This window comes from Streptomyces sp. NPDC042364, from assembly GCF_056437585.1.
Map to the genome: position 1 here is coordinate 1 of NZ_JBWKAJ010000031.1, position 21,592 is coordinate 21,592.

Consider the following 21,592-nt stretch of genomic DNA (forward strand, 5'->3'; position numbering starts at 1 on the left):
CGACCGGACCAGCTACAAAGCCACCACCAGCATCGAAATCCTCGCCGCCGCCAGCCCTTGACAACACACCCCAGCCGCAAACTTCACGGCCTTGGCGCTAGTACTGCGCCCTCAGGTGCTCCCAGAACCCGTCCCGCAGGGCCCGTCTCAGGTCCGCCTGGCCCCGTAGCGAGTACTGGAGCAGCCCCTCCGCCTCGACGAGGAGGTCCTGGTCGACCGAGCCGGGCAGGTACGGATGGCCGTGCAGGAGTTCCTTGAGCGGCTCGCGCCCCCTGGACGCGAGCCACTTGGCGGCGATCTGGGCGCCGACGAAGCGCACGTCCTCACGGGTGGGCCGGGTGCCGGCGGTGGCCTCGTACGGGACGGCGGCCCGCCGGGAGACATACGGCTTGAAGAAGTCGAGGTCGAAGGTGCGCTGGCTGTCGACCTCCCAGAGCAGCGGCTCGGCCTGGTTGCGGCCCTCCGGGGCCTCGATGCCCCAGAGATGGACGCGCGCCCCGTACCCCTGCGCGGCCTCGACCGCCGAGACCAGGTCCTCGTCGCCGCCGATGAGCGCCGCGTCGCTGATGGCACGGTGCCGTGCCAGGGACTCCAGGTCGGTGCGGATGAGGGAGTCGACGCCCTTCTGCTGGTTGTTCGCGTTCAGATTGCCCAGCCGCACCTTGACGTCCGGCAGCTCGGCGATGGACTGCTGCTCGGCCGTGTGGATGCGGCGCCGTGCCCCGTCGTACCAGTAGACCCGGAGCAGCCGGCTGTCCGCGAAGATCGTGCGGGCCCGGTCGATCAGGGCGTCGATGAGGCCTTCCGCATCGAGGTCGAAGGACCGCCGGTCCTCCGTCCCGGCGACGAGCCGCCCCACCGCTGCGTACAGATACCCGGCGTCGACGAAGATCGCATGGGTCGAGGGCGTCTTCGCCACCTCGGCGAGCATGCGCTGAAGCAGCTCGTTCGTACGGTCGATGCGGGCGCCGAGCGCCGCCAGGTCGTCGTCGTTCATATGCATCCATTGTCCCGGCGGTCACGCTGCGAACACAACCGGTCCCAATCAGTCTTACAGCTTCCTGGTAGACGCACCCACAACGTCACTTACCAGTCAGTAATTAGCTTCTCGAAAAATTTCCTTAGCGTAGGGAATGTTTGTAACATGCATACCGTTGAATCCTCATGGAACACGGGCACCGACGACCCGCGCACCACCAGTAGTCCTCCTCAGGGGAGGACGACCAGACGAAGGGAGAAGCCATGCGCTTCGAAATTCTGCGACTCGACGACGCCGACGGCACGCCCGTCGACAGCACCGTCGTGGACGCCGCCTCCGTCAACAGGATCGTGCAGCAGGCCGCCGCCATCGGGCAGCGCCTCTGGATCCGCCCCGCCGACGTGACCGCCTCGTAGTACCGGCCGACGCGACCGCCCCGCGGGGGGCGGGTCCGTTCAGACTTCAGAGCCCCGTACGGATCGCACCGATGTGCGCCGTACGGGGCTCTCGTACGTCCGGGGACCTACGCAGGCACGGTGTCAGCCGCCCTGAATGACCTGGGTGACACCGTTGATGATCTGCTGCACGGCGATCGCGGACAGCATCATCCCCGCGAGCCTGGTCACCAGCACCACACCGCCGTCCTTGATGACCCGGATGATCAGCAGCGAGTAGCGCATCGTCAGCCACAGCACGACATGGATCGCCAGGATCGCGGCCCACACCGAGACCTGGGCGGCCACACCGTCCGCCTTCTGCACCGCGAGGATCACCGACACGATCGCCCCCGGCCCGGCCAGCAACGGCATGCCGAGCGGCACCAGGGCGACGTTCACGTCCTTCGTCTGCTTGGGCTCGTCCGTCTTCCCGGTGAGCAGATCGAGTGCGATCAGCAGGAGCAGCAGTCCGCCCGCGATCATCAGGGCGGGTACGGAGACATGCAGATAGTCGAGGATCTGGTGCCCGAGCAGACCGAAGACGGCGATCACGCCACCGGCCACACAGACGGCCTGCAGCGCCATGCGCTTCTGCGTCCGGGCGGGGCGTCCGGCGGTGAGGCCGAGGAAGATCGGGGTGATCCCCGGGGGATCCATGATCACGAACAGAGTGAGGAAGAGGGAACCGAAGACGGCGAGATCGAACACTGGGGTGCCTTGCGAGAGTGTGCGGGAGAGACGGGGTCGGAGCGGGGGAAGGTCAGCCCGCACGGCCGAGCGGCGGGCGGCGGTCCTCCACCAGGACCGCCGGACCTGAAGGCGGAGCCGAGGACGGAGAACAGCGAAGAGAGACCGGGGAACGGGAAACGGGGAAACGGAGGACAGGGCGCAGAGGGCCGGGCGGGCTTCGGGCCGTGCCGTGGGGAAGCCGGGCCGTGGGACCGCGGGGTAGGCCGCCGTCCGGGCCACCGGACCCTCGGCGGAGGAGCCGACTACTTCCCGCCCGTCCCCGGGACGGGGAACGCACCGGTGGCCCGGCGCGTGATCTCCCCGTACACCTCGGGGTCGGTCGTGTACTCGCCGAGCACGCACGTCTTGCGGCTGCCGTGGTAGTCCGAGGACCCGGTGGCGAGCAGCCCCAGTTCCTTCGCGAGGCCGCGCAGCCGCGCCCGGGTCGCCGGGTCGTGGTCCATGTGGTCGACCTCGATGCCGTCGAGCCCGGCGGCGGCGAGGTCGGCGATGGCGGACTCGGGGACGGTGCGGCCGCGTTTGACGGCGGCGGGATGCGCGAAGACCGCGACACCTCCGGCGCCCTTGATCAGCCGGATCGCCTCGAACGGGTCGGTCTCGTGCTTCTCGACGAAGGCACGGCCTCCGTCGGCGAGCCACTGCGGGGTGAACGCGTCGTTCACGGTCGGCACGACGCCGAGTTCGACGAGGGCGGTGGCCACGTGGGGCCGGCCCACGGAACCGTCCCCGGCGATCCGCGCGACCTGGTCCCAGGTGACGGGCACGCCGAGCTCGTTCAGCTTGGCGACCATCCCGCGGGCCCGCGGCACCCGGTCGTCCCGGACCAGTTCGCGCTCGGCGAGCAGCCGGGGCTCCTCGGGGTCGAACAGGTAGGCCAGCATGTGCATGCTGACGCCGTCCAGACGGCAGGACAGCTCGGCGCCGGTGACGAGCGTCAGCCCCTCCGGCAGCGCGGCGGCCGCCTCGGCGTGGCCGCGGGTGGTGTCGTGGTCGGTCAGCGCGACGACGTCCAGCCCGGCGGCGCGGGCCTTGCGGACCAGCTCGGCGGGGGTGTCCGTACCGTCGGATGCCGTGGAGTGGCAGTGCAGATCGATACGCACGACTCGAACTCCAGGCGAAGACGGAACGGAAGCGGACGCTCAAGAATAGCGCCCTTTTGGACCACTCCGGTCACACCCGAAACCGGGTAGCGCCCCCTACACATGCGGCAGCAGACGTGTCATGGCCCGGGGCGTCCATGGCCCGGGGCGTCCGGCACGCGGCGACCGCGGGCTGCCAGGGTCCCGTAGCACCGTTCCCGCCACTGCCGACTCCTCATCCCGTGCCGCGGCACGCCACTCCGGACTTCTCCACCCCGGCACCGCGGCGAAGAGGCGCCCTACGGCTGAAGAGGCGCCCTACGGTTCCAGGATGCGAGGGGAGAGTGCGCCGCACGGCAGCAGCTCCACCTCGGCACCCGCGTCCCGCAGGTCGGTCAGGACCAGTTCGTCGTACATCAGCAGGCCCGTCTGCTCTGGCCAGACGACCGCCCACAGCCAGAGACCTAGCGCCTCACCGGCGAAGACCGCCCGGTCGTCGGGGGTTCCCGAGACATGCCACAGGGGTGTGGGACGACCCGCCGCCAGCACCTTGGCCTGGGGAGGTTTCTCGACACTGAGATACGCCCCGGGGTCGGGCCCGTCGATGCCCGCGTACCGCGCGCCGAGGCCCACGCCGAGTTCCTCGGCGATGAGCACCAGCTCGCCCATGCCGCCGAGTGGCCCCGGACCGGAGCAGGCCACGGCGGTTGCGCGCCCACCGCTGCGGTCGTCACCGGCGAAGGCCGCGCCGGTGAAGAGCCAGCCCACCGGCAGCGGCCACGGCATCCACACCGGCACCTGGGCGCGGCGCACGACGACACTGAGGGCCTCGACGCTGGGCGGGATCACGGGCTGCAGCGGGTGCACCGTCCCGTGTACGGCGCACTGCCAGGAGTCGGCAAAGAGGCCGGGAGCCCTGACCCGGCCACCACACTTCGGGCAACTGGGTTCGCCCCTCATAGGGCCCAACGGTCCTCCCCGTGCTTCCTCGCGTCAAGGACGATCACCCGTCCGGCGTGTGCGCGTCACGTTCCGCGCACGATCGCCGGACCCCGGACAGCGGCCGGCCCTCCGGAGGGCCGGAGAGGCAACCACCGGAATCAACTACCCGCACCACAGAGGGAAGCGGCGTTTTTCGGCCACCTGCCGGGTGCCCGCCGGTCACATGCGGCGTGCCGTCCATCACACGGGGAAGCCGGGGAACCGTCCGGGGTCGTCCACTCAGTCCAGGGGGACCGACGCGCGGACCGGGTCGCGGAGGTCCGTCCCGTGGGTGAGCCAGCGCTCCTGGAGGGCCTGGGCGCCGTGGACGCGCTTCCAGGCGGCCTCGTTGGGGGTCATCGGGAGGAGGGGGAGGAAACGTACGGGGTCGGCGGGGGCGTCCAGTTCGAGGTCCTCGACCAGGCCGCCGGACTCGGCGACGAGAACGGAGGTGAAGGGGGCGCCGGGCCAGAGCGGCCCACCCACGTCGAGAGAGGCGCCGGGAGCCACGACCACGCCCTCCACCTGCGGTGACGCGGCGAGCACGGCGAGCGGGCGGAGGACCTTGTCCGTGTCGGCGATGCCGTGCCGTACGGACAGGACGAGTTCGGCGCGGGGGCCCTTGACGGGGTCGGCGAGGACCGCGGTGGGGTCGGCCATCGGCTGGGCGGACATCCCGAGCGTGGCGTAGCGGACGACGTCGCCGTCGGTGAAGCGGAGCACGTCGATACGGTCCGCGCCGAGGAAGGTGACCGCGGCGCGCGCGTCCGGTTCGCCCAGCGCGGTACGCAAACGGGCCTCCACCAACGGAAGAACATCAGCCATGAGCCGAGCATAGAACTCGTCAGGAACCGGCAAACGGGCGCCTTGACACTTCAGTCGACTGTTAGTCTTGAGCGCCGGTCGGGACAGCATGCGGGCAGCACGCAGAAGCGTCGCTCTCAAGCCCTCTTGTCCCGGCCAGAGAAAACTGACTCCCCTACGGGGAACCCCGGATGGGGTATGGAACGTCCCTTACGAGGGACCGGCCGGAGGAGGTGGGGCTGCGATGGACCGAAGTCGACCGTGCAGTACCACCCGCTCTTCCGACCGCTGAGTCACGTAGTTCTCGCGTCAGCTCCCTGCTTGGCTGCCACCCTCATTCGCGCCGTGCCGCTCGTCGGTCGTCGCGCAACGGAAGAGCACTTCTTTACCGCCTTGATCCCCTCACCGATCCGCCGTCGCCGATCAGACCTCATCGATCCGACGTCGCCGATCTGAATCAAGCGAAGCTGTCACCGCGACGGTGCGGTGCTCCCCGCTTTGTGGACGTGCCAAACATCGGAAGTCAAAACGTCCTCATTCCGGGTAGTTCCATCCGTCGTCGGCGGCCTTTCGTTGCGAAGGAGTCTGCCCATGTCGATGATCAACAACCTGCGCGCCGCAGTCCGCCCCTCCCGGCCGTCCCGGCTGTCGCTGCGCAAGGACGGGGCCGCGTACGACACCACGCGCCCGGCGGAGGCGACCACGGCCGTCGTGGACTGCGCGGTCTACCGTGACGGCGCTCGCGTCACGTTCGAGCGCAATCTCGCCCCGCACGAGGCGATCCGTCAGGTGCGCCGGGACGGCGGCTTCGTGTGGATCGGACTGCATGAGCCGTCGGAGGCCGAATTCGCCGGTATCGCGGCGGAGTTCGGACTGCACCCGCTGGCCGTGGAGGACGCGGTGCACGCGCACCAGCGGCCGAAGCTGGAGCGCTACGACGACACCCTCTTCACCGTCTTCAAGACCATCCACTACGTCGAGCACGACGAACTCACCGCCACCAGCGAGGTGGTGGAGTCCGGCGAGGTCATGTGCTTCACCGGGCGGGACTTCTTCATCACCGTCCGGCACGGTGGCCAGGGTTCGCTGCGGGCGCTCCGTCACCGGCTGCAGGACGACCCGGAGTTGCTCGCGAAGGGCCCGTCGGCCGTGCTGCACGCCATCGCCGACCATGTCGTCGACGGGTACGTGGCGGTCGCGGACGCGGTGCAGGACGACATCGACGAGGTGGAGACGGAGGTGTTCTCCCCCGGCCGCAAGGGCACCCCCCGGGGCACCGACGCCGGCCGTATCTACCAACTCAAGCGCGAGGTCATGGAGTTCAAGCGTGCGGTGCTGCCGCTGGTGCGGCCCATGCAGCTGCTGAGCGAGCGGCCCATGCGGCTGATCGACCCGGACATCCAGAAGTACTTCCGTGATGTGGCCGACCACCTCGCCCGGGTGCAGGAGCAGGTCGTCGGCTTCGACGAGCTCCTCAACTCGATCCTCCAGGCGAACCTGGCGCAGGCCTCCGTCGCCCAGAACGAGGACATGCGCAAGATCACCTCCTGGGCGGCGATCATCGCCGTGCCGACGATGGTGTGCGGGGTGTACGGCATGAACTTCAAGTACATGCCGGAGCTGCAGTGGAAGTTCGGCTACCCGATGGTCCTCGGCATCACGGTGGCGCTCTGCCTGGGCATCCACCGCACGCTCAAGCGGAACGGGTGGCTGTAGCCCCCGGCGCCCGGGAGGCGCCAGGGCCTGAGGGTCGTCCCGTAGCCCGTGCCCGCCGGGGATCGCGGGACAACCCTTAGGCTGGCCGCATGACGGAACAGCTTCTCGACCGGGCCCTCGTCGAGGAGGCCACCAAGAAGTCCGGGCTCATCTGGGTGCGCGGCGACGGGGTGCCGTCGCCGCACGTGCAGGGGCACGGGGTGCCTTCCCGCGCGCTGTGGCACGTCTGGCACGAGGGAGCCGTGTGCCTGGTCGGCGACGGGCCCGGGGAGCAGCCGCTGCCGGGGCTCGTGGACGGTGGCTCGGCCGTGGTGACCGTGCGCAGCAAGGACAAGGGCGGGCGGCTCGTGACCTGGGACGCGACGGTCGTGGAGCTGGCCCCCAGGTCGCCCGGGTGGGAGGCGGCGGTGGCCGAACTCAAGGGGAAGCGGCTGAACGCGCCCGACGGTGAGGCCATGCCGGAGCGGTGGGCGCGCGAGTGCCGGGTGCTTCGTCTGGAACCGACGGGGACGACGGTGCCGTTGCCCGACGGCGATCTGGCGCGGATTCCGCTGCCGACGCCCGCGACCACGCGTCAGCCGGTGCCCGCGGGTTTGCCGCGGCTGCTGTTCAAGAGGCGTAAGAAGTAGGGCGCCGGAAGTTCGCCCACCAAGCCGGCGGCAAGGCCTGTATGGCGTGGTCCGTATGGCCTGCCCCGTTCGGCGTGCCCCGTTCGGCGGCCTCGGGTTCGTCGTGGCTGCTCGCGCTGTTCCCCGCACCCCTTCGGGGCGCGGCCCCGGCTACGACGTCGGGAGTTGTTTGCCGTAGTCGACCACCGACTTCTTGTCCGGTTCCTCCAGGGGGAAGTCCTTGCCCCAGTCGGTGAGGAGGATGGTGCCGGCGTCGCCGGCTCGGACCAGGCGCAGGGGGTAGGGGGTGCCTTCGAGGGAGACGTCGAGGGTGCCGCCTGAGCCCTTGTCACCGGTGATGCGGATGGTACGGGTGCCGGACTGCTCGTGGTGGCCGTCCGCGGAGAGGGTGCCGTGCAGGGTGAGCAGGCTGGTGAGAAGGACGTCCTTGTCGGTGAAGCCGCTGAAGCGCCGGTAGGCCGGGTCGCCGGTGGGGACCTTGACGTACATGCCGTCCAGTTTGTCCGCGGCGGCCGCGTCGGAGTCGTCGTGCTTGTCACCGCCGTCCTCGTGGTCCCAGAACTCGGCGTCGGCCTTGAGGAAGAGGTGCTCGCCGACCTTCAGCAACCGGAAGGTGGTGTCGCCCGAGGTCACGGATCCCGTGCCGCCGTCGTCCTTCAGGCGCATGTCCAGCTTGTAGGTCTTGCCGTTGCTGACCACGGACCCGGACAGCCGGACGGCGTCCGCCGCCGTGGCGGCCGCCTTCGTCTTGGTCTGGATCTTCTCGGGGGTCAGCCTGCCGACCCCGTTGGTGCCCTCGTTCGGGTCCTCGCTGCACCCCGTGAGCCCCAGCCCGCTCGCCACGAGGGTGCAGACGGCGCCCACCAGTGCGGCCCTTCGGGTACGGAGAGTCGGAGTCACAGACGATGCACCTCTTCGTGGGGAGTCCAGGCCTACCGCAGAGTACCGGGGCTTCCGCGGACCCACGGAGGCAGTCCGTCCGCACCGCTCACCAGGGCATATCCGATCGGGACGGGCTAGCCTGAAGCCCTCCTCGTCCGACAAATCCCGTATGGCTCGCCTGATTATCGCGAAAGACCCACGCGCCTCGGAGGGCACACCGGCTCTCGCACCGAACACGCAGGAAAGGGGCGGCTCATGGCGGCGGTGGCGCCCCGGATCTTCGTCTCCCACCTCTCCGGAATCGCGGTCTTCGACCCGAACGGCGACCAGGTGGGGCGCGTCCGCGATCTCGTGGCCATCCTGCGGGTCGGACGGAAGCCGCCGCGGCTGCTCGGCCTGGTCGTCGAACTGCACACACGGCGCCGCATCTTCCTGCCGATGACGCGGGTCACCGGAATCGAGTCCGGCCAGGTCATCACCACCGGCGTGCTGAACGTGCGCCGCTTCGAGCAGCGGCCCACCGAACGGCTCGTCCTCGGGGAGCTCCTGGACCGTCGCGTGCGGCTCGTGGAGACCGGTGAGGAGGTCACGGTCCTCGACATCTCGGTACAGCAGCTGCCGGCCCGCCGGGACTGGGAGATCGACCGGGTGTTCGTACGCAAGGGGAAGGGCGGCGCGTTCCGGCGGCACAAGGGCGAGACGCTGACCGTGGAGTGGTCGGCGGTCACCGGGTTCTCGCTGGAGGAGCACGGACAGGGCGCCGAGAGCCTCCTCGCGACCTTCGAGCAGCTCCGCCCGGCCGACCTCGCCAACGTGCTGCACCACCTCTCCCCCAAGCGCCGGGCCGAGGTCGCCGCCGCCCTCGACGACGACCGGCTCGCCGATGTGCTGGAGGAGCTGCCGGAGGACGACCAGATCGAGATCCTCGGCAAGCTGAAGGAGGAGCGGGCCGCCGACGTCCTGGAGGCCATGGACCCGGACGACGCTGCCGACCTGCTGGCCGAGCTGCCGGAGGCGGAGCAGGAGCGGCTGCTGACGCTGATGCAGCCGGACGAGGCGGCGGACGTACGGCGGCTCATGGCGTACGAGGAGAAGACCGCGGGCGGTCTGATGACGACCGAGCCGATCGTGTTGCGCCCGGACGCCACGGTCGCGGACGCGCTGGCCCGGGTACGCAACCGCGATCTGTCGCCGGCGCTCGCCGCGCAGGTGTACGTGTGCCGGCCGCCGGACGAGACGCCGACCGGCAAGTACCTCGGCGCGGTCCACTTCCAGCGGCTGCTGCGCGACCCGCCGTACACCCTGGTCAGCTCGATCCTCGACGACGATCTCCAGCCGCTCGACCCGGATGCCGCGCTCCCCGAGGTGGCCGGGTTCTTCGCGACCTACGACATGGTGGCGGCGCCCGTGGTCGACGAGAGCGGTTCGCTGCTGGGCGCGGTGACCGTGGACGACGTCCTGGACCACATGCTGCCGGAGGACTGGCGGGAGACGGAGTTCCATCTGGACGATGATGCGGAGGGGGCCGCCCATGGTTCCTGAGCGTTCCGAGCGCCCGGGGCGGAACGGAGGGCGCGAGCGGGCACACGCCGGGGCGGCGATGCGCGAGCGCACGCCGTCCGCCGGGGCGCCCCCGCGGGAGCGCATGCCCGCAGGGGCCACCGCGCGCCCGCGGACCCGTCTCGACCAGCCCCTGCCGCGCCGGGCCAGGTTCCTGCCCGAATGGGACCCGGAGGCCTTCGGACGGCTCTCGGAACGGATCGCGCGGTTCCTGGGCACCGGACGGTTCATCGTCTGGATGACCTTCGTGATCATCCTGTGGGTGGTGTGGAACGTCTCGGCCCCGCGCGACCTGCGCTTCGACAGCTACCCCTTCATCTTCCTGACCCTGATGCTGTCCCTCCAGGCCTCCTACGCCGCCCCGCTGATCCTCCTCGCGCAGAACCGCCAGGACGACCGCGACCGGGTCAACCTGGAACAGGACCGCAAGCAGAACGAGCGGTCGATCGCCGACACCGAGTATCTGACCAGGGAGATCGCCGCCCTGCGGATCGGTCTCGGCGAGGTCGCCACCCGCGACTGGCTGCGCTCCGAGCTCCAGGACCTGGTCAAGGAGCTGCACGAGCGCGACGCCGACGGGCAGCGCGGGGCGAGGACCGTATTCCCGCCGGAACACCAGGGCGGGCGTGACATGGACGACCGCTGACGGGGCTCCCGGGGCCCCCGGGCGTCGCCGTACCATCGTCCTTATGGCTACGGAAGACGCGGTGCGCGAGGCACTGTCGACGGTGAACGACCCCGAGATCAACCGTCCCATCACCGAACTCGGGATGGTCAAGTCGGTGGAGATCGGTGCGGACGGAGCGGTCGCGGTCGCCGTGTACCTGACGGTCTCCGGCTGCCCCATGCGCGACACGATCACGCAGCGCGTGACGGAGGCGGTCTCGCGGGTCGAGGGCGTCACCCGTGTCGACGTCGAGCTGGACGTGATGAGCGACGAGCAGCGCCGTGAGCTGGCGTCCGCCCTGCGCGGCGGCCAGACCGAGCGGGAGGTGCCCTTCGCCAAGCCGGGCTCCCTCACCCGCGTGTACGCCGTCGCGTCCGGCAAGGGCGGTGTCGGCAAGTCCTCGGTGACGGTCAACCTGGCTGCCGCGATGGCCGCGGACGGTCTGAAGGTCGGCGTGGTCGACGCCGACATCTACGGCCACTCGGTGCCGCGCATGCTGGGCGCCGACGGCCGTCCCACCCAGGTCGAGAACATGATCATGCCGCCGTCCGCGAACGGTGTGAAGGTCATCTCGATCGGCATGTTCACCCCGGGCAACGCGCCCGTCGTCTGGCGTGGCCCGATGCTCCACCGCGCCCTCCAGCAGTTCCTCGCGGACGTCTACTGGGGTGACCTGGACGTCCTGCTCCTGGACCTCCCGCCGGGCACCGGCGACATCGCCATCTCGGTGGCGCAGCTGGTCCCGAACGCGGAGATCCTCGTCGTCACCACCCCGCAGCAGGCGGCGGCCGAGGTCGCCGAGCGCGCCGGTTCCATCGCGGTCCAGACCCACCAGAAGATCGTCGGCGTGGTGGAGAACATGTCGGGCCTGCCCTGCCCGCACTGCGACGAGATGGTGGACGTCTTCGGCACCGGCGGCGGCCAGGTCGTCGCCGACGGCCTCACCCGCACCACCGGCACCACCGTGCCCGTCCTCGGCAACATCCCGATCGACGTCCGCCTCCGCGAGGGCGGCGACGAGGGCAGGCCGGTCGTCCTCTCCGACCCCGACTCCCCTGCGGGCGCGGCCCTCCGAGCGATCGCCGGCAAGCTGGGCGGCCGCCAGCGGGGCCTGTCGGGCATGAGCCTGGGCATCACCCCGAGGAACAAGTTCTGAAGGGTCCCAGCGCCCCCTGAGGGGCGCGCAGAGCCGCGCGATCAGCCGCCAGGAGCCAGGCCCTACGGCAAGGAAGGGCACCGCAACGACGAAGCGGTGCCCTTCTCGGTCATGCGTACTCCGCGATGTCCTTGATCATGGCGAAGCCGAGCCCGTACGCGCTCATCCCTCTCCCGTACGCCCCCACGTGCACCCCTTCCCGGGTCGAGCCGGCGAGCACCCATCCGAACTCGGACTCGCGGTAGTGGAAGGGCGTCGGAACGCCGTCCACGGGCAGGGACAGCGTCGACCAGTCGGGCCCGGCGAGGTCGTCCGCGAGGACCCACGCCGTCTCGGTCTGCTGGTCCAGCCAGTCGTCTCTCAGGGCGTGGTCCAGCTGCCCTGGCCAGGTGAAGGACAGCAGCCCCACACCGGCCAGCCAAGCGGCCGAGGAGACCGACGTGGCCTCCAGCACGCCCGTGCCGTCGGCGCTGTGCCGTACGTCGTTCGCGGCGACCGTCACCACGACCGCGAACCGCTCCTTGGGCTCGTCCTCCGTGGTGACCGCGGTGAACTCGTTGCGGACCGAGGGCTCGTCGCCGTGTCCGACCGAACCGTGCTCGACGGCGCCTTCCGCCGAGGTACCGACCTGCATCAGCCAGCGCGGCCCCGTGAAGGCCTCGTCGAGGCCGTACCAAGGGAAGGGCGCCAGCAGGTAGCCGTCGACCGTGCGTCGGGCGGAGGGGAGCTGTTGTCCGCCCTCCGCGGCCGACGCCTGCGCGCCTACCCGACTCGTCGTCTCCATGTGCCCGGACGCCTCCTAGCTCTCGACGGACCGGAGCGGCCCGCCCCCCTCTCGGGCGTCGCGCTCGCTTTCCTTACGGTCCGCACAACAACAGGGCAGCATAGCCACAGCGCCCCGAGCAGCAGGGAAAGCGCCCGGCGCGTAGGACGGCGTACGGGCGGCTTCAGGCCGTACGAGGGCGTCTGACGGTATGAATCGCATCACGTACGGGAGCGTGGCAGCACGCCGGGGCACGACCCGCGGGGCAGGCGGGAGGCCCTGCGGGCGACGGTCGGGCGGACGGCTCAGGTGGCGTCCAGGTCGTACGGCGGACGCTCGTGCAGTTCGAGCTTCTCGCGCTTCTTGGTCATGTCGACGGATCCGCCGGAGGCACCGCCCGAGCCGGAACCCGAGGAGGACGACTCGGACTCACGGCCGTGGACCGCGTCCGTCAGCTCGGCCATCTCCGCCTTCAGGTCGAAGCCGTTGCGGATCTCCTTCAGCCCCAGGTCGTCGTTCTCCAGCTGCTTGCGGATGAACGTCTTGGGGTTGAGGTCCTCGAAGTCGAAGTCCTTGAATTCGGGGCCGAGTTCCTGGCGGATGTCCTGCTTGGCGCTGTCCGAGAACTCACGGATCTTACGGATGGTCCGCGTGACGTCCTGGATCACCTTCGGGAGCTTGTCCGGACCGAAGACGAGCACGGCGAGGACGACGAGCGTCACCACCTCGAGCGCACCTATGTCATTGAACACCTGAAGCTCCTTGCGATGTCCTCGGTCCCGATCCGCGGCCCTCGGCAGGTCTTCCGTGGTCCGGGCCGGGTCCACGGTACCCGGCGTTCCCGCCGGACCGGTACTGTCAGGCCGCCCCGAAACCTGGTCACGCCACGGGTTTTCCCCGCTGTTTGCCTGGCAGGAGGGGGAACGGCTCCCCCTCCTGTGAAGTTGCCGTCAATCGCGCGGCGGTGTCAGCCCCCGTCGGAGGAGCCGAGGGTCAGGGTGACCGTCTCCTCCCTGCCGTCCCGCTGGAGCGTGAGTTCGAGCCGGTCACCCGGGCGGTGGGCGCGCACCTTGACGATCAGTTCGTCGCCGGAGTGGATGCGCTGGCCGTCGACCTCGGTGATGACGTCACCCGCGCGGATGCCCGCCCGGTCGGCGGGTCCGCCCTCCTTCACGCTGCCGTCGCCGTCGTCGCCGACGCGGGCGCCGTCACCCGAGTAGTCCATGTCGAGGGTCACGCCGATCACCGGGTGCGTCGCCTTGCCCGTGTTGATCAGTTCCTCGGCGACGCGCTTGCCCTGGTTGATCGGGATCGCGAAACCGAGCCCGATCGAACCGGCCTGGCCGCCGTCCGACTCGGATCCGCTTCCGGCGGACCGGATGGCGCTGTTGATGCCGATCACCCGGGCGTTGACGTCGACGAGCGGGCCGCCGGAGTTGCCGGGGTTGATCGGTGCGTCGGTCTGCAGCGCGTCGACGTACGACACGTCGCTGCGGTCACCGCTCTCCCCGCCTGCCGTGATGGGCCGCTCCTTGGCGCTGATGATGCCGGAGGTGACGGTGTTGGCGAGGTTGAAGGGGGCGCCGATCGCCACGACCGGATCGCCGACCCGCACGTCGTCGGAGTCGCCGAGCGGCAGCGGCTTGAGCCCGCTGACCCCCGACACCTTCACGACGGCGAGGTCGTAGCCGGTGTCCCGGCCGACCAGGCTGGCGTCGGCGGTCTCACCGCCGCTGAAGGTGACCCGTATCTCTCCGTCGTCACCGGCGGGCTCCACGACGTGGTTGTTGGTGAGGATGTGGCCCCGCTCGTCGAGCACGAACCCGGTGCCGGTGCCCTGCGCGTCCGAGCCGCTGACGTGGAGCGTCACGACGCTGGGCAGCGCGCTGGCGGCGATCCCGGCGACACTGTCCGGGGCCCGCCCGCTCGTGCCGCCGCCGGACTGCGGCAGCTCGATCTCGCCGACGCCGCCGTTCCGCTCGAGATACGCGCCCACCGCCCCGCCGACGGCGCCGGACACCAGCGCGAGCAACACGGCCCCCAGCACGAGGACCTTCAAGCCTCGCTTCCGCCGCCGCGCCACGTCGTCCACGGCGGCGCCGTTCTGCTGCAACGGCCCGGAACCGGTCCACGGGTCGTAGTTCCGCCACGGGTCCCTGGGGCCCGGGGAGGCCCCTTGCGGGGCATCCGCGTACGGCGCCTGGGAGGAGTCGGCGTACGGGGGCGGAACGGGCTGAGAGGCGTCCGCCGGATACGACGGTGACGGGGGCGGGGAGCCGCCCGGCGAATGCGGCGCTGCGGGCTGGGTGCCCCCCGCATAGGACGGTGACGGAGGCTGAGCGCCGTCCCCGTAGGACGGTGCCACGGGCGGAGCAGCGTCCGCATGAGGCGGCGGCGCCGGCTGCGAGGCGTCCGGGTACGGCGCGGGCGCGTTGCCACCGGGCCGGGTGGGCTCCGCGTACGGCTGCGGGGCCGCCTGCGCCGCGTTCGCGTAGGGAGCGGGCGAGGCTGCGGCCGGCGTGTTGTACGTGCCGTGCGTGCCGTCGGCCGCGTGGACCGGCGGTGGGGCGGACACGGCCGCCTGGGGCGCCACCATGGTGGTCGCGCCGTGCGCCGGAGCCGCCGCCGCGGCCGGAACCTCGGGCGCCGGCGTCCCGGCCTGGAGCGTCTGGCCGTGTGCCACCGTCCCCGCCTGAACCGTCGTGCCGTGCGCCGGGGTCGTCGCCGGGTGCTGGACCGGTGGGGCGGGCGCCCAGGGACCGGGCTCGCCGTAGGGCGGGGTGCTGTAGGGGTCGGGGTCGTGCAGCGGCTTGGGGCGCTCAAGGGGCGTTGCCGGGCCTCCTGTGGGGCTCGGGGCGCCCATGGGCTGGGCCGCGACCACGGCGGCGGGGGGTATCGCGTCGGCCGGTGCGCTCGGTCCCGTCACGACCGGCGCCGCCACACCGCTCTCTCCCCCACCGGGCCCGGCCGGGCCCGGCTCCGCCGGCGGCCGAGTCGTCTCCCCGGTCGTGGGCGCGCTCTTCTCGAGGACGAGGCGTGTGGTCGTCTCGTCCGTCTCGGTCCGTGCGCCTGCCTCAGCGGCCGGTGCCGCCCCGCTCGGGTCGGCGCTCGGTGTCGTCGTCGCGTCGGCATGTCTCGCCGGGGCCGCGGAAACCGGCCGCTCCAGCTCGAAGTCGCCACCGTCGGCACCCCACATGGAGTGGGTCCGCGACATGTCGCTCCCCGCAGCGTCAGCCCGCGCCGGACCGTCGTGCACCGAGCCGAGGTGCTCTGTCTCGACGGGTACCGGATCGCTTCGCTCCGAGTCGCCCTCCCCCGCGTCGCCGCGCGGCGACCCGCCTCCCGACGGCTCGTCCTGCCACGACGGCTCCGCCGGCCGGGCCAGTTCGAAGTCCTCGTCGTGGGTGGGACGGCCGGGGGCCGGGATAGGTCGCTCCAACTCGAAATCGCCCCCGCCGTTCGCACTGCCGTCCGCGTCGCGAACCGCGTCCGCGGACATCCCACCGGCCCTCGAAGGCCCGTCGTGGTCCCCCGACGTCCCGGCCCCCGCGCCCTGCGCTCGGGGCCGGCTCCACCACTTCCCCTTCGTGGGCTTCCCCTCGTCCATGTTCTCCCCACACCTGGGGCCCGTCCCGAGCGGACACGGCCCACTCTGGATTCAACCAGGTTCGCGGGCCGGCGCGCAGAACTCGGTGTCAGCGGAGGGCAGGCGAGGTGGGAGTGGGGGACGAGGTGGTGTCAGGGGCCGTCAGCAGGCCCGGCGGGGCGAGCTCGGGCGCCTGCGGCCACGTCGTCAGCCGGAGCGGCGGGACCGTCGGGAGCGGGCGTATGAGTGGGGACATGACGGCCGCGCCCGCCAGGACGGGCGTGGTCAGCGGGTCCGCGGCCCCGCGGAGCTGACCGCCCGCCGCCGGGATGCCGGGCAGCAGGGGCGCGGAGACCTCCGTCGGCGCCACCGGTACCTCGGCCGCGGCCCGCTGGCCCTGCCCGAGAAGGGGACCGACGGTCCCGCGGCGACGCTGCGCCTCGGGGCTGGTGGCCGCTCCGGTGGTCTGGTTCCTCAGAGGTGTGACATTGCTGCCGGAGCCGGCGCCGCCTCGGGCGTCCACCGTCTCGGCGGGCACACCGGTGGTCATGCCGCCCAGCGCGATCGCGGCCAGCGACACCGCGCCGGCCGCCACGAACGCGAAACGCATACCGCGCGAGGCCGAACGCTCGACCTCGTGCCGGCTCACGTCGTGGATCCGAAAGCCGCGGTGACCCGTGGCCGCGCGCTCCTCGGCGGTCCCGTCCTGCCGGTCGCCGCCGCTGTCCCCGTCCGCGGAGAGTGTGCCTCCTCCTCCGGGGAAGCCGCGATCACCCGACGCGGAGCGCCCGTTGAGCGCTCCACGGTCGCCGAGGAGGCCCCGGGCGCCGAGGAAGCCACGCTCACCGAGGAAGCCGCGTCCGGCGGTCAGGCCCCGGCCACCGAGCAGCCCACGGCCTTCCGAGGGCGACAGCGTGCCGCCGTGCGGACCCGAGGGGACGTATCCGAAGGGGTCCCCGGCGGGGCCGAAGACGCCGAAGTCGGCGAAGTCCCTGTCGTCGGAGGAGTCGAGGGGGAGTCCGGGGCCGCCGGGCGTCCCCCGGAGTCTTCCTGCGAGGTCTCCGCCGTCCAGCGGGGAGCCGCCGTCGAGGTCGCCGCCCGCCGGGAGCATCTGGAGCCGGGCCAGGAAACTCTCGGAGGGAGGCGGCGGAGCGGCCTCCGCGAAGACGTTCTTCAGTCGGCGCTGGGCGTCCGCCTCCGCCTTGCACTTCGGACACGTGGCCAGATGTGCCAGGACGCGTTCGCGCGCCTCATGACCGAGCTCTCCGTCGACCAGCGCGGACAGTCGGTCTCCCAGGTGCTGCTCAGCAGGGGTGGGCCGGGATCCACTCACGCGGTCGCGCCCCCTCCTCCCAGCGCGGGCACCCGGGGCACCGTGAAGCCGCGGCGCTGCTCGGCCCGGGCTTCCGGGGAGCGGTGCGCGAGAGCCTTGCGGAGCTGGGAGCGGCCGCGGTGGATCCGGGAGCGGACCGTGCCGAGCTTGACGCCGAGGGTGGCGGCGATCTCCTCGTACGACAGTCCTTCGATGTCGCAGAGGACGACGGCGGCACGGAACTCCGGCGCGAGGGTGTCGAGGGCCTGCTGGACGTCGGCGTCGAAGTGCGCGTCGTTGAAGATCTGCTGGGGGGTGGGCTCACGGCTGGGCAGGCGCTCCGCCGCGTCCTCACCGAGGGCGTCGAAGCGGATGCGCTGCTTGCGCCGGACCATGTCCAGGAAGAGGTTCGTGGTGATGCGGTGCAGCCAGCCCTCGAAGGTGCCGGGCGTGTAGGTCGACAGGGAGCGGAAGACGCGGACGAAGACCTCCTGGGTGAGGTCCTCGGCGTCGTGCTGGTTGCCGGTGAGACGGTAGGCGAGGCGGTAGACCCGGCCGGTGTGGGTGCTGACGATCTCCTCCCAGGTGGGCGGAGTCCACGCCTGCGCGTGCGCGTCCGTGGTGAAGGTCGCAGTCTGCGCTCCGCGTGCGGCGGAAGCGTCGGCGTGGCTTTGGTCAGCGGTGTCGTTCACGGATTTCGGCCTACCCGCCGATCCGAGGAAGCGCCGCAGCACTCCTCCCCGATCCACAGGTGCGGCCGCACCTCCCCTATCGGCTCTGGTGGTGTCCAGTGGAGCCCCTACCATAGCCACCTCGCCCGTTAGCTCCGGATAAGCGGTTTTACGAGAAATTGATGTGTGCCGATGCGGCTCATACCGCTGATCCGGCAGATCCGGCTCATATGGCTTTGTCAGCACCTGCACCGGCGCCTGCTCGCCGTACCGATCCATCACTTGACCCCCGTCGCGGCCCCCGTCACTCACTCATCCCTTTAAACGACCGGTCCCATCAGCAGGTTCCCGGCGGCAACGGATACAGTCACGCCCAGGTATCCGCGGGTACATAAGGAGAGGGTCATTACCGGCAACCGGCTGACGAGCTGGGCGTTCGCCGACGCCTTTGTCGCCGAGGACGACGCGCTGCGCTGGGCTCGCGACCGGGCTCGGGAAGCAGGGCTGCGCTCGGTGGCGCCCGGCACAGGCGCCGCGTTGAGCATGCTCGCCGCCTCCGTGGACGCCAAGGCGGTCGCGGAGATCGGTACCGGGACCGGTGTCTCCGGTATCCATCTGCTGCACGGCATGCGGCCGGACGGCGTGCTGACCACCGTCGATCCGGAGCCGGAGCACCAGCAGTTCGCCCGGCAGGCGTTCCGCGCGGCCGGCTTCGCCAGCAACCGCGCGCGCTTCATCCCGGGCCACGCCCTCGACGTGCTGCCCCGGCTCGCGGACTCCGGGTACGACCTCGTCTTCTGCGACGGCGACCGGCTGGAGAGCCTCGACTACCTCGCTGAATCGTTGCGTCTGCTCAGACCGGGTGGCCTGGTCGCCTTCGAGGGTGTCTTCGCCAACGGCCGCACCGTCGACTCGGGCCCGCAGCCCACCGAGGTCATACGCCTGCGGGAGCTGCTGCGCACGGTCCGGGAGAGCCCCGAGCTGGTGCCCTCCCTGCTTCCGGTGGGCGACGGGCTGCTCTGCGCGGTCAAGCGCTGACGCCCCGCGCCCGCCCCCGTACCGCCCGCACACCCCGGTCCGTCTGCCGGACCGCCCCGCCTCCACCGCTCACCCGTACGACAAACAGTGCCCCGGCACCGCCGAGGGGCGGTGCCGGGGCAGCTGAAAGGGTACGGGTCGCTACGCGCGTCAGCCGACGACCTTCTTGAGGGCGTCGCCGAGGGCGTCGGCCTCGTCAGGGGTCAGCTCGACGACGAGCCGACCGCCGCCTTCGAGCGGAACGCGCATGACGATGCCCCGCCCCTCCTTGGTCACCTCGAGCGGGCCATCGCCCGTCCGCGGCTTCATGGCCGCCATGCTCGTTCCCCTTCCTGAAACCAGCTCATCGCCAAAGCCGACGGCCCTGGAGGGCAGGCGCGGGCCCACCTGGGGACACGCGACACCGGCATCGAACACATTGCTTCCAGGCCATTATCCCGCATCTCATGACCCGATGACCAACATCAGTTGGCATCGCTTGCGCAACGCGCGCGAGCAAAACCACTCAATTCGGCGATGTGGCTGCGATACTGCGCCACCACAGCTGCCTCGGTGGCCGCTCGGCCGATCGTGATTCTTTGACGCAGGTCACACGTCCGGCCCGCGCCACCGCCGTTGATCTCCGACATGCTGTGCTGTGACGCAGGGCGTACCGACCAGTACGTCACCAGCCGCGACACCGGAGGGGTAACCGCCATGGCCGACACCGTGCTCTACGAGGTGCACGACGGACTCGCGACGATCACGCTGAACCGCCCCGAGGCGATGAACGCGCTGAACATCGCGACCAAGGTCGCGCTGCGGGAGGCCGTGGAGTCCGCCGCCGGGGACGGCGCGGTACGGGCCGTGCTGCTCACCGCCGCCGGGGACCGGGCCTTCTGTGTGGGGCAGGACCTGAAGGAGCACATCGGGCTGCTCATCGAGGACTCGACGCAGGTCATGAACACGGTCAAGGAGCACTACAACCCCATCGTGAAGGCGATCGCCGGTATGCGGAAGCCGGTGGTGGCGGGTGTGAACGGGGTCGCCGCCGGCGCCGGCCTGGGGTTCGCGCTGGCCGCGGACTACCGGGTGGTCGCCGACACCGCCGCGTTCAACACGTCCTTCGCCGGGGTCGCGCTCACCGCCGACTCCGGGGTCTCGTGGACCCTGCCGCGCGTCATCGGGCCCGGCAGGGCCGCCGATCTGCTGCTGTTCCCGCGCAGCATCAAGGCCCAGGAGGCGTACGAGCTGGGGATGGTCAACCGGGTCGTGCCGGCGGCCTCCCTGCGGGAAGCGGCCGGGCAGGTGGCACGGATGCTGGCCGACGGGCCCACGGTGGCATACGCGGCGATCAAGGAGGCGATGGCCTACGGGTTCTCGCACTCGCTGGCCGACACCCTGGACAAGGAGGACGAGCTCCAGACCCGGGCGGGCGCGTCGGAGGACCACGCGATCGCCGTGCGGGCCTTCGTGAACAAGGAGACGCCGAAGTATCTGGGCCGCTGAGACCGGCCCCGGCCGCCGCTCCCCACCGCGAAGGACCCCTTAGAGCTGCGCCCTTCTCGCCGCACAGGTCTCCAGGTGGTCGTCCACCAGGCCGCACGCCTGCATCAGTGCGTACGCCGTCGTCGGGCCGACGAAGCGGATGCCCTGTTTCTTCAGGGCCTTGGAGAGGGCGGTGGACTCGGGGGTGACCGCGGGGACGTCGGCGAGGGTCTTCGGGACCGGGCGGGCGGCGGCGTCGGGGGCGTGGGACCAGATCAGGGTGTCCAGGTCGCCGGGGGCCCAGTCCGCGAGGACCCGGGCGTTGGCGACCGTGGCCTCGATCTTGGCGCGGTTGCGGATGATGCCGGGGTCGGCGAGGAGCCGTTCCTTGTCGGCCTCGGTGAAGGCGGCCACGTCGGCGATCCGGAAGCCGGAGAAGGCCGCGCGGAAGCCCTCGCGGCGGCGCAGGATCGTGATCCAGGAGAGGCCGGACTGGAAGGCCTCCAGGCAGAGCCGCTCGTACAGCGCGTCGTCGCCGTGGACCGGGCGGCCCCATTCCTCGTCGTGGTACGCCACGTAGTCCTCGGTGGACAGGGCCCAGGGGCAGCGCAGGGCGCCGTCGGGGCCTGCGAGGGCGGTGCCGTCGCTCACCGGTGCTCGCCCTCCTCCGGCTTGCGCAGGGACGTCATGGTGGCCGCGCGGGCGCCGGCGAGCGCGGACTCCAGGTCCGCGATCCGGGCGTCCCGCTCGGCGATCTCGGCGCTGAGGCGGCTGAGGGCGTCGTCGACGTCCACCATGCGGTAGCCGCGCACGGCGACCGGGAAGCGGAGGGCCTCCACGTCGGCGCGGTTGACCGGGCGGTCGGCCGGCAGCGGGTCCTGGAGCCGCTCGGCCGCGGCCTCCGGCAGGGCCGCGCTGTCGCCGCCGCCCACCACGGCCAGCGTCACCGCCGCCACCACGACCGCGAGCGCGACGACCAGGAACAAGAACATGAACATCGCTGGGGTCCCCTCGAGTGTGTCCGCTCCGATCGTGCCATGCGAGTCTGACAGTTAAGGTCGCAGGCTGTTGGCCAGGGCGGTCAATCGGCGGGACGTACCGGGAGAGGGCACAGC

Annotated in this window: 22 protein-coding genes; 8 read left to right on the forward strand and 14 right to left on the reverse strand. The window is 71.2% G+C overall.

Going from position 1 to position 21,592, the window contains the following annotated elements; genetic code table 11:
* Positions 1-97 precede the first annotated feature (97 nt).
* Positions 98-1,003: an NYN domain-containing protein gene (locus AC067N_RS36430; protein WP_478683237.1), complete on the reverse strand. Its 906-nt coding sequence runs from the start codon at positions 1,001-1,003 to the stop codon at positions 98-100.
* Positions 1,004-1,242: 239 nt separating this feature from the next.
* On the opposite strand from AC067N_RS36430, the gene AC067N_RS36435 reads away from it, so the two are divergent.
* Positions 1,243-1,395, forward strand: coding sequence for a hypothetical protein (locus AC067N_RS36435; RefSeq protein ID WP_478683238.1), 153 nt, complete (start codon positions 1,243-1,245; stop codon positions 1,393-1,395).
* 123 nt (positions 1,396-1,518) lie between these two features.
* On the opposite strand, the gene AC067N_RS36440 is transcribed toward AC067N_RS36435, so the two are convergent.
* The 4 genes from AC067N_RS36440 to AC067N_RS36455 all read right to left on the reverse strand — a co-directional run bounded on the left by AC067N_RS36440 (position 1,519) and on the right by AC067N_RS36455 (position 5,051).
* The gene (locus AC067N_RS36440) at positions 1,519-2,124 is read right to left on the reverse strand and encodes a MarC family protein (protein WP_478683239.1); all 606 of its coding nucleotides are present in this window, start codon (positions 2,122-2,124) and stop codon (positions 1,519-1,521) included.
* Positions 2,125-2,408: 284 nt separating this feature from the next.
* Complete coding sequence (locus tag AC067N_RS36445) at positions 2,409-3,266, reverse strand: PHP domain-containing protein (RefSeq protein WP_478683240.1); 858 nt, start codon at positions 3,264-3,266, stop codon at positions 2,409-2,411.
* Between the two features lie 297 nt (positions 3,267-3,563).
* Positions 3,564-4,205 (reverse strand): DUF6758 family protein, encoded by a 642-nt coding sequence (locus AC067N_RS36450; protein ID WP_478683241.1) that lies wholly within the window; start codon positions 4,203-4,205, stop codon positions 3,564-3,566.
* A 261-nt stretch (positions 4,206-4,466) separates the two neighbouring features.
* Positions 4,467-5,051 carry a suppressor of fused domain protein gene (locus AC067N_RS36455; protein ID WP_478683242.1) on the reverse strand — a complete coding sequence of 195 codons (585 nt, stop codon included), beginning with the start codon at positions 5,049-5,051 and terminating at the stop codon, positions 4,467-4,469.
* Positions 5,052-5,621: 570 nt separating this feature from the next.
* Here AC067N_RS36455 and AC067N_RS36460 point away from each other — a divergent pair.
* The gene (locus AC067N_RS36460; RefSeq protein ID WP_478683243.1) at positions 5,622-6,746 is read left to right on the forward strand and encodes a magnesium and cobalt transport protein CorA; all 1,125 of its coding nucleotides are present in this window, start codon (positions 5,622-5,624) and stop codon (positions 6,744-6,746) included.
* Positions 6,747-6,835: 89 nt separating this feature from the next.
* On the forward strand, positions 6,836-7,375 hold the full coding sequence (locus AC067N_RS36465; RefSeq protein ID WP_478683244.1) for a hypothetical protein: 540 nt from the start codon (positions 6,836-6,838) through the stop codon (positions 7,373-7,375).
* A 150-nt stretch (positions 7,376-7,525) separates the two neighbouring features.
* On the opposite strand, the gene AC067N_RS36470 is transcribed toward AC067N_RS36465, so the two are convergent.
* Entirely contained in the window at positions 7,526-8,275 is a 750-nt protein-coding gene (locus tag AC067N_RS36470) for a hypothetical protein (RefSeq protein ID WP_478683245.1), read from the reverse strand.
* A gap of 237 nt (positions 8,276-8,512) precedes the next feature.
* Here AC067N_RS36470 and AC067N_RS36475 point away from each other — a divergent pair, with 237 nt between their 5' ends.
* Genes AC067N_RS36475 through AC067N_RS36485 form a run of 3 tightly spaced genes read left to right on the forward strand, consistent with a single transcriptional unit; the run spans position 8,513 to position 11,640 of the window.
* Positions 8,513-9,799, forward strand: coding sequence for a magnesium transporter MgtE N-terminal domain-containing protein (locus AC067N_RS36475; protein WP_478683246.1), 1,287 nt, complete (start codon positions 8,513-8,515; stop codon positions 9,797-9,799).
* A gap of 58 nt (positions 9,800-9,857) precedes the next feature.
* Positions 9,858-10,463, forward strand: coding sequence for a DUF1003 domain-containing protein (locus AC067N_RS36480; RefSeq protein ID WP_478683302.1), 606 nt, complete (start codon positions 9,858-9,860; stop codon positions 10,461-10,463).
* Between the two features lie 43 nt (positions 10,464-10,506).
* Positions 10,507-11,640, forward strand: coding sequence for an Mrp/NBP35 family ATP-binding protein (locus tag AC067N_RS36485; protein WP_468103944.1), 1,134 nt, complete (start codon positions 10,507-10,509; stop codon positions 11,638-11,640).
* 109 nt (positions 11,641-11,749) lie between these two features.
* On the opposite strand, the gene AC067N_RS36490 is transcribed toward AC067N_RS36485, so the two are convergent.
* The 5 genes from AC067N_RS36490 to sigE all read right to left on the reverse strand — a co-directional run bounded on the left by AC067N_RS36490 (position 11,750) and on the right by sigE (position 18,035).
* Positions 11,750-12,424 carry a hypothetical protein gene (locus tag AC067N_RS36490; protein ID WP_478683247.1) on the reverse strand — a complete coding sequence of 225 codons (675 nt, stop codon included), beginning with the start codon at positions 12,422-12,424 and terminating at the stop codon, positions 11,750-11,752.
* 284 nt (positions 12,425-12,708) lie between these two features.
* Positions 12,709-13,155, reverse strand: a complete 447-nt coding sequence (locus AC067N_RS36495; RefSeq protein ID WP_478683248.1) for a sec-independent translocase — start codon at positions 13,153-13,155, stop codon at positions 12,709-12,711.
* Positions 13,156-13,370: 215 nt separating this feature from the next.
* On the reverse strand, positions 13,371-15,902 hold the full coding sequence (locus tag AC067N_RS36500; RefSeq protein ID WP_478683249.1) for a S1C family serine protease: 2,532 nt from the start codon (positions 15,900-15,902) through the stop codon (positions 13,371-13,373).
* A 196-nt stretch (positions 15,903-16,098) separates the two neighbouring features.
* Positions 16,099-17,322, reverse strand: a complete 1,224-nt coding sequence (locus AC067N_RS36505; protein WP_478683250.1) for an anti-sigma factor family protein — start codon at positions 17,320-17,322, stop codon at positions 16,099-16,101.
* Positions 17,319-18,035, reverse strand: a complete 717-nt coding sequence (gene sigE / locus AC067N_RS36510; RefSeq protein WP_478683303.1) for an RNA polymerase sigma factor SigE — start codon at positions 18,033-18,035, stop codon at positions 17,319-17,321. Before sigE ends, AC067N_RS36505 begins: the two co-directional genes overlap by 4 nt.
* A gap of 357 nt (positions 18,036-18,392) precedes the next feature.
* Here sigE and AC067N_RS36515 point away from each other — a divergent pair, with 357 nt between their 5' ends.
* Positions 18,393-19,010 carry an O-methyltransferase gene (locus AC067N_RS36515; protein WP_478683304.1) on the forward strand — a complete coding sequence of 206 codons (618 nt, stop codon included), beginning with the start codon at positions 18,393-18,395 and terminating at the stop codon, positions 19,008-19,010.
* A gap of 150 nt (positions 19,011-19,160) precedes the next feature.
* Here AC067N_RS36515 and AC067N_RS36520 read toward each other — a convergent pair whose 3' ends face one another.
* Positions 19,161-19,328 carry a DUF3117 domain-containing protein gene (locus AC067N_RS36520; protein ID WP_003966491.1) on the reverse strand — a complete coding sequence of 56 codons (168 nt, stop codon included), beginning with the start codon at positions 19,326-19,328 and terminating at the stop codon, positions 19,161-19,163.
* Positions 19,329-19,706: 378 nt separating this feature from the next.
* Between AC067N_RS36520 and chcB the strand changes: the two genes are divergently transcribed.
* The gene (gene chcB / locus AC067N_RS36525; RefSeq protein ID WP_478683251.1) at positions 19,707-20,498 is read left to right on the forward strand and encodes a 2-cyclohexenylcarbonyl CoA isomerase; all 792 of its coding nucleotides are present in this window, start codon (positions 19,707-19,709) and stop codon (positions 20,496-20,498) included.
* A 39-nt stretch (positions 20,499-20,537) separates the two neighbouring features.
* Here the strand turns inward: chcB and AC067N_RS36530 are convergent, their stop codons facing one another.
* Positions 20,538-21,128, reverse strand: a complete 591-nt coding sequence (locus AC067N_RS36530) for a DNA-3-methyladenine glycosylase I (RefSeq protein WP_478683252.1) — start codon at positions 21,126-21,128, stop codon at positions 20,538-20,540.
* A complete protein-coding gene (locus AC067N_RS36535) occupies positions 21,125-21,475 on the reverse strand; it encodes a DivIVA domain-containing protein (protein ID WP_478683253.1) in 351 nt (116 codons plus the stop codon). The genes AC067N_RS36530 and AC067N_RS36535 overlap by 4 nt, the downstream gene beginning before the upstream one ends.
* Positions 21,476-21,592 lie beyond the last annotated feature (117 nt).

Bases quoted from the DNA above. Each gene is read 5' to 3' on its own strand.
- AC067N_RS36535 (WP_478683253.1), bottom strand. From the start codon at position 21,475: ATGTTCATGTTCTTGTTCCTGGTCGTCGCGCTCGCGGTCGTGGTGGCG.
- AC067N_RS36520 (WP_003966491.1), bottom strand. From the start codon at position 19,328: ATGGCGGCCATGAAGCCGCGGACGGGCGATGGCCCGCTCGAGGTGACC.
- AC067N_RS36450 (WP_478683241.1), bottom strand. From the start codon at position 4,205: ATGAGGGGCGAACCCAGTTGCCCGAAGTGTGGTGGCCGGGTCAGGGCT.
- AC067N_RS36500 (WP_478683249.1), bottom strand. From the start codon at position 15,902: ATGTCCGCGGACGCGGTTCGCGACGCGGACGGCAGTGCGAACGGCGGG.
- AC067N_RS36485 (WP_468103944.1), top strand. From the start codon at position 10,507: ATGGCTACGGAAGACGCGGTGCGCGAGGCACTGTCGACGGTGAACGAC.
- AC067N_RS36490 (WP_478683247.1), bottom strand. From the start codon at position 12,424: ATGGAGACGACGAGTCGGGTAGGCGCGCAGGCGTCGGCCGCGGAGGGC.
- AC067N_RS36460 (WP_478683243.1), top strand. From the start codon at position 5,622: ATGTCGATGATCAACAACCTGCGCGCCGCAGTCCGCCCCTCCCGGCCG.
- chcB (WP_478683251.1), top strand. From the start codon at position 19,707: ATGGCCGACACCGTGCTCTACGAGGTGCACGACGGACTCGCGACGATC.
- AC067N_RS36435 (WP_478683238.1), top strand. From the start codon at position 1,243: ATGCGCTTCGAAATTCTGCGACTCGACGACGCCGACGGCACGCCCGTC.
- AC067N_RS36480 (WP_478683302.1), top strand. From the start codon at position 9,858: ATGCGCGAGCGCACGCCGTCCGCCGGGGCGCCCCCGCGGGAGCGCATG.
- AC067N_RS36455 (WP_478683242.1), bottom strand. From the start codon at position 5,051: ATGGCTGATGTTCTTCCGTTGGTGGAGGCCCGTTTGCGTACCGCGCTG.
- AC067N_RS36430 (WP_478683237.1), bottom strand. From the start codon at position 1,003: ATGCATATGAACGACGACGACCTGGCGGCGCTCGGCGCCCGCATCGAC.
- AC067N_RS36475 (WP_478683246.1), top strand. From the start codon at position 8,513: ATGGCGGCGGTGGCGCCCCGGATCTTCGTCTCCCACCTCTCCGGAATC.
- AC067N_RS36465 (WP_478683244.1), top strand. From the start codon at position 6,836: ATGACGGAACAGCTTCTCGACCGGGCCCTCGTCGAGGAGGCCACCAAG.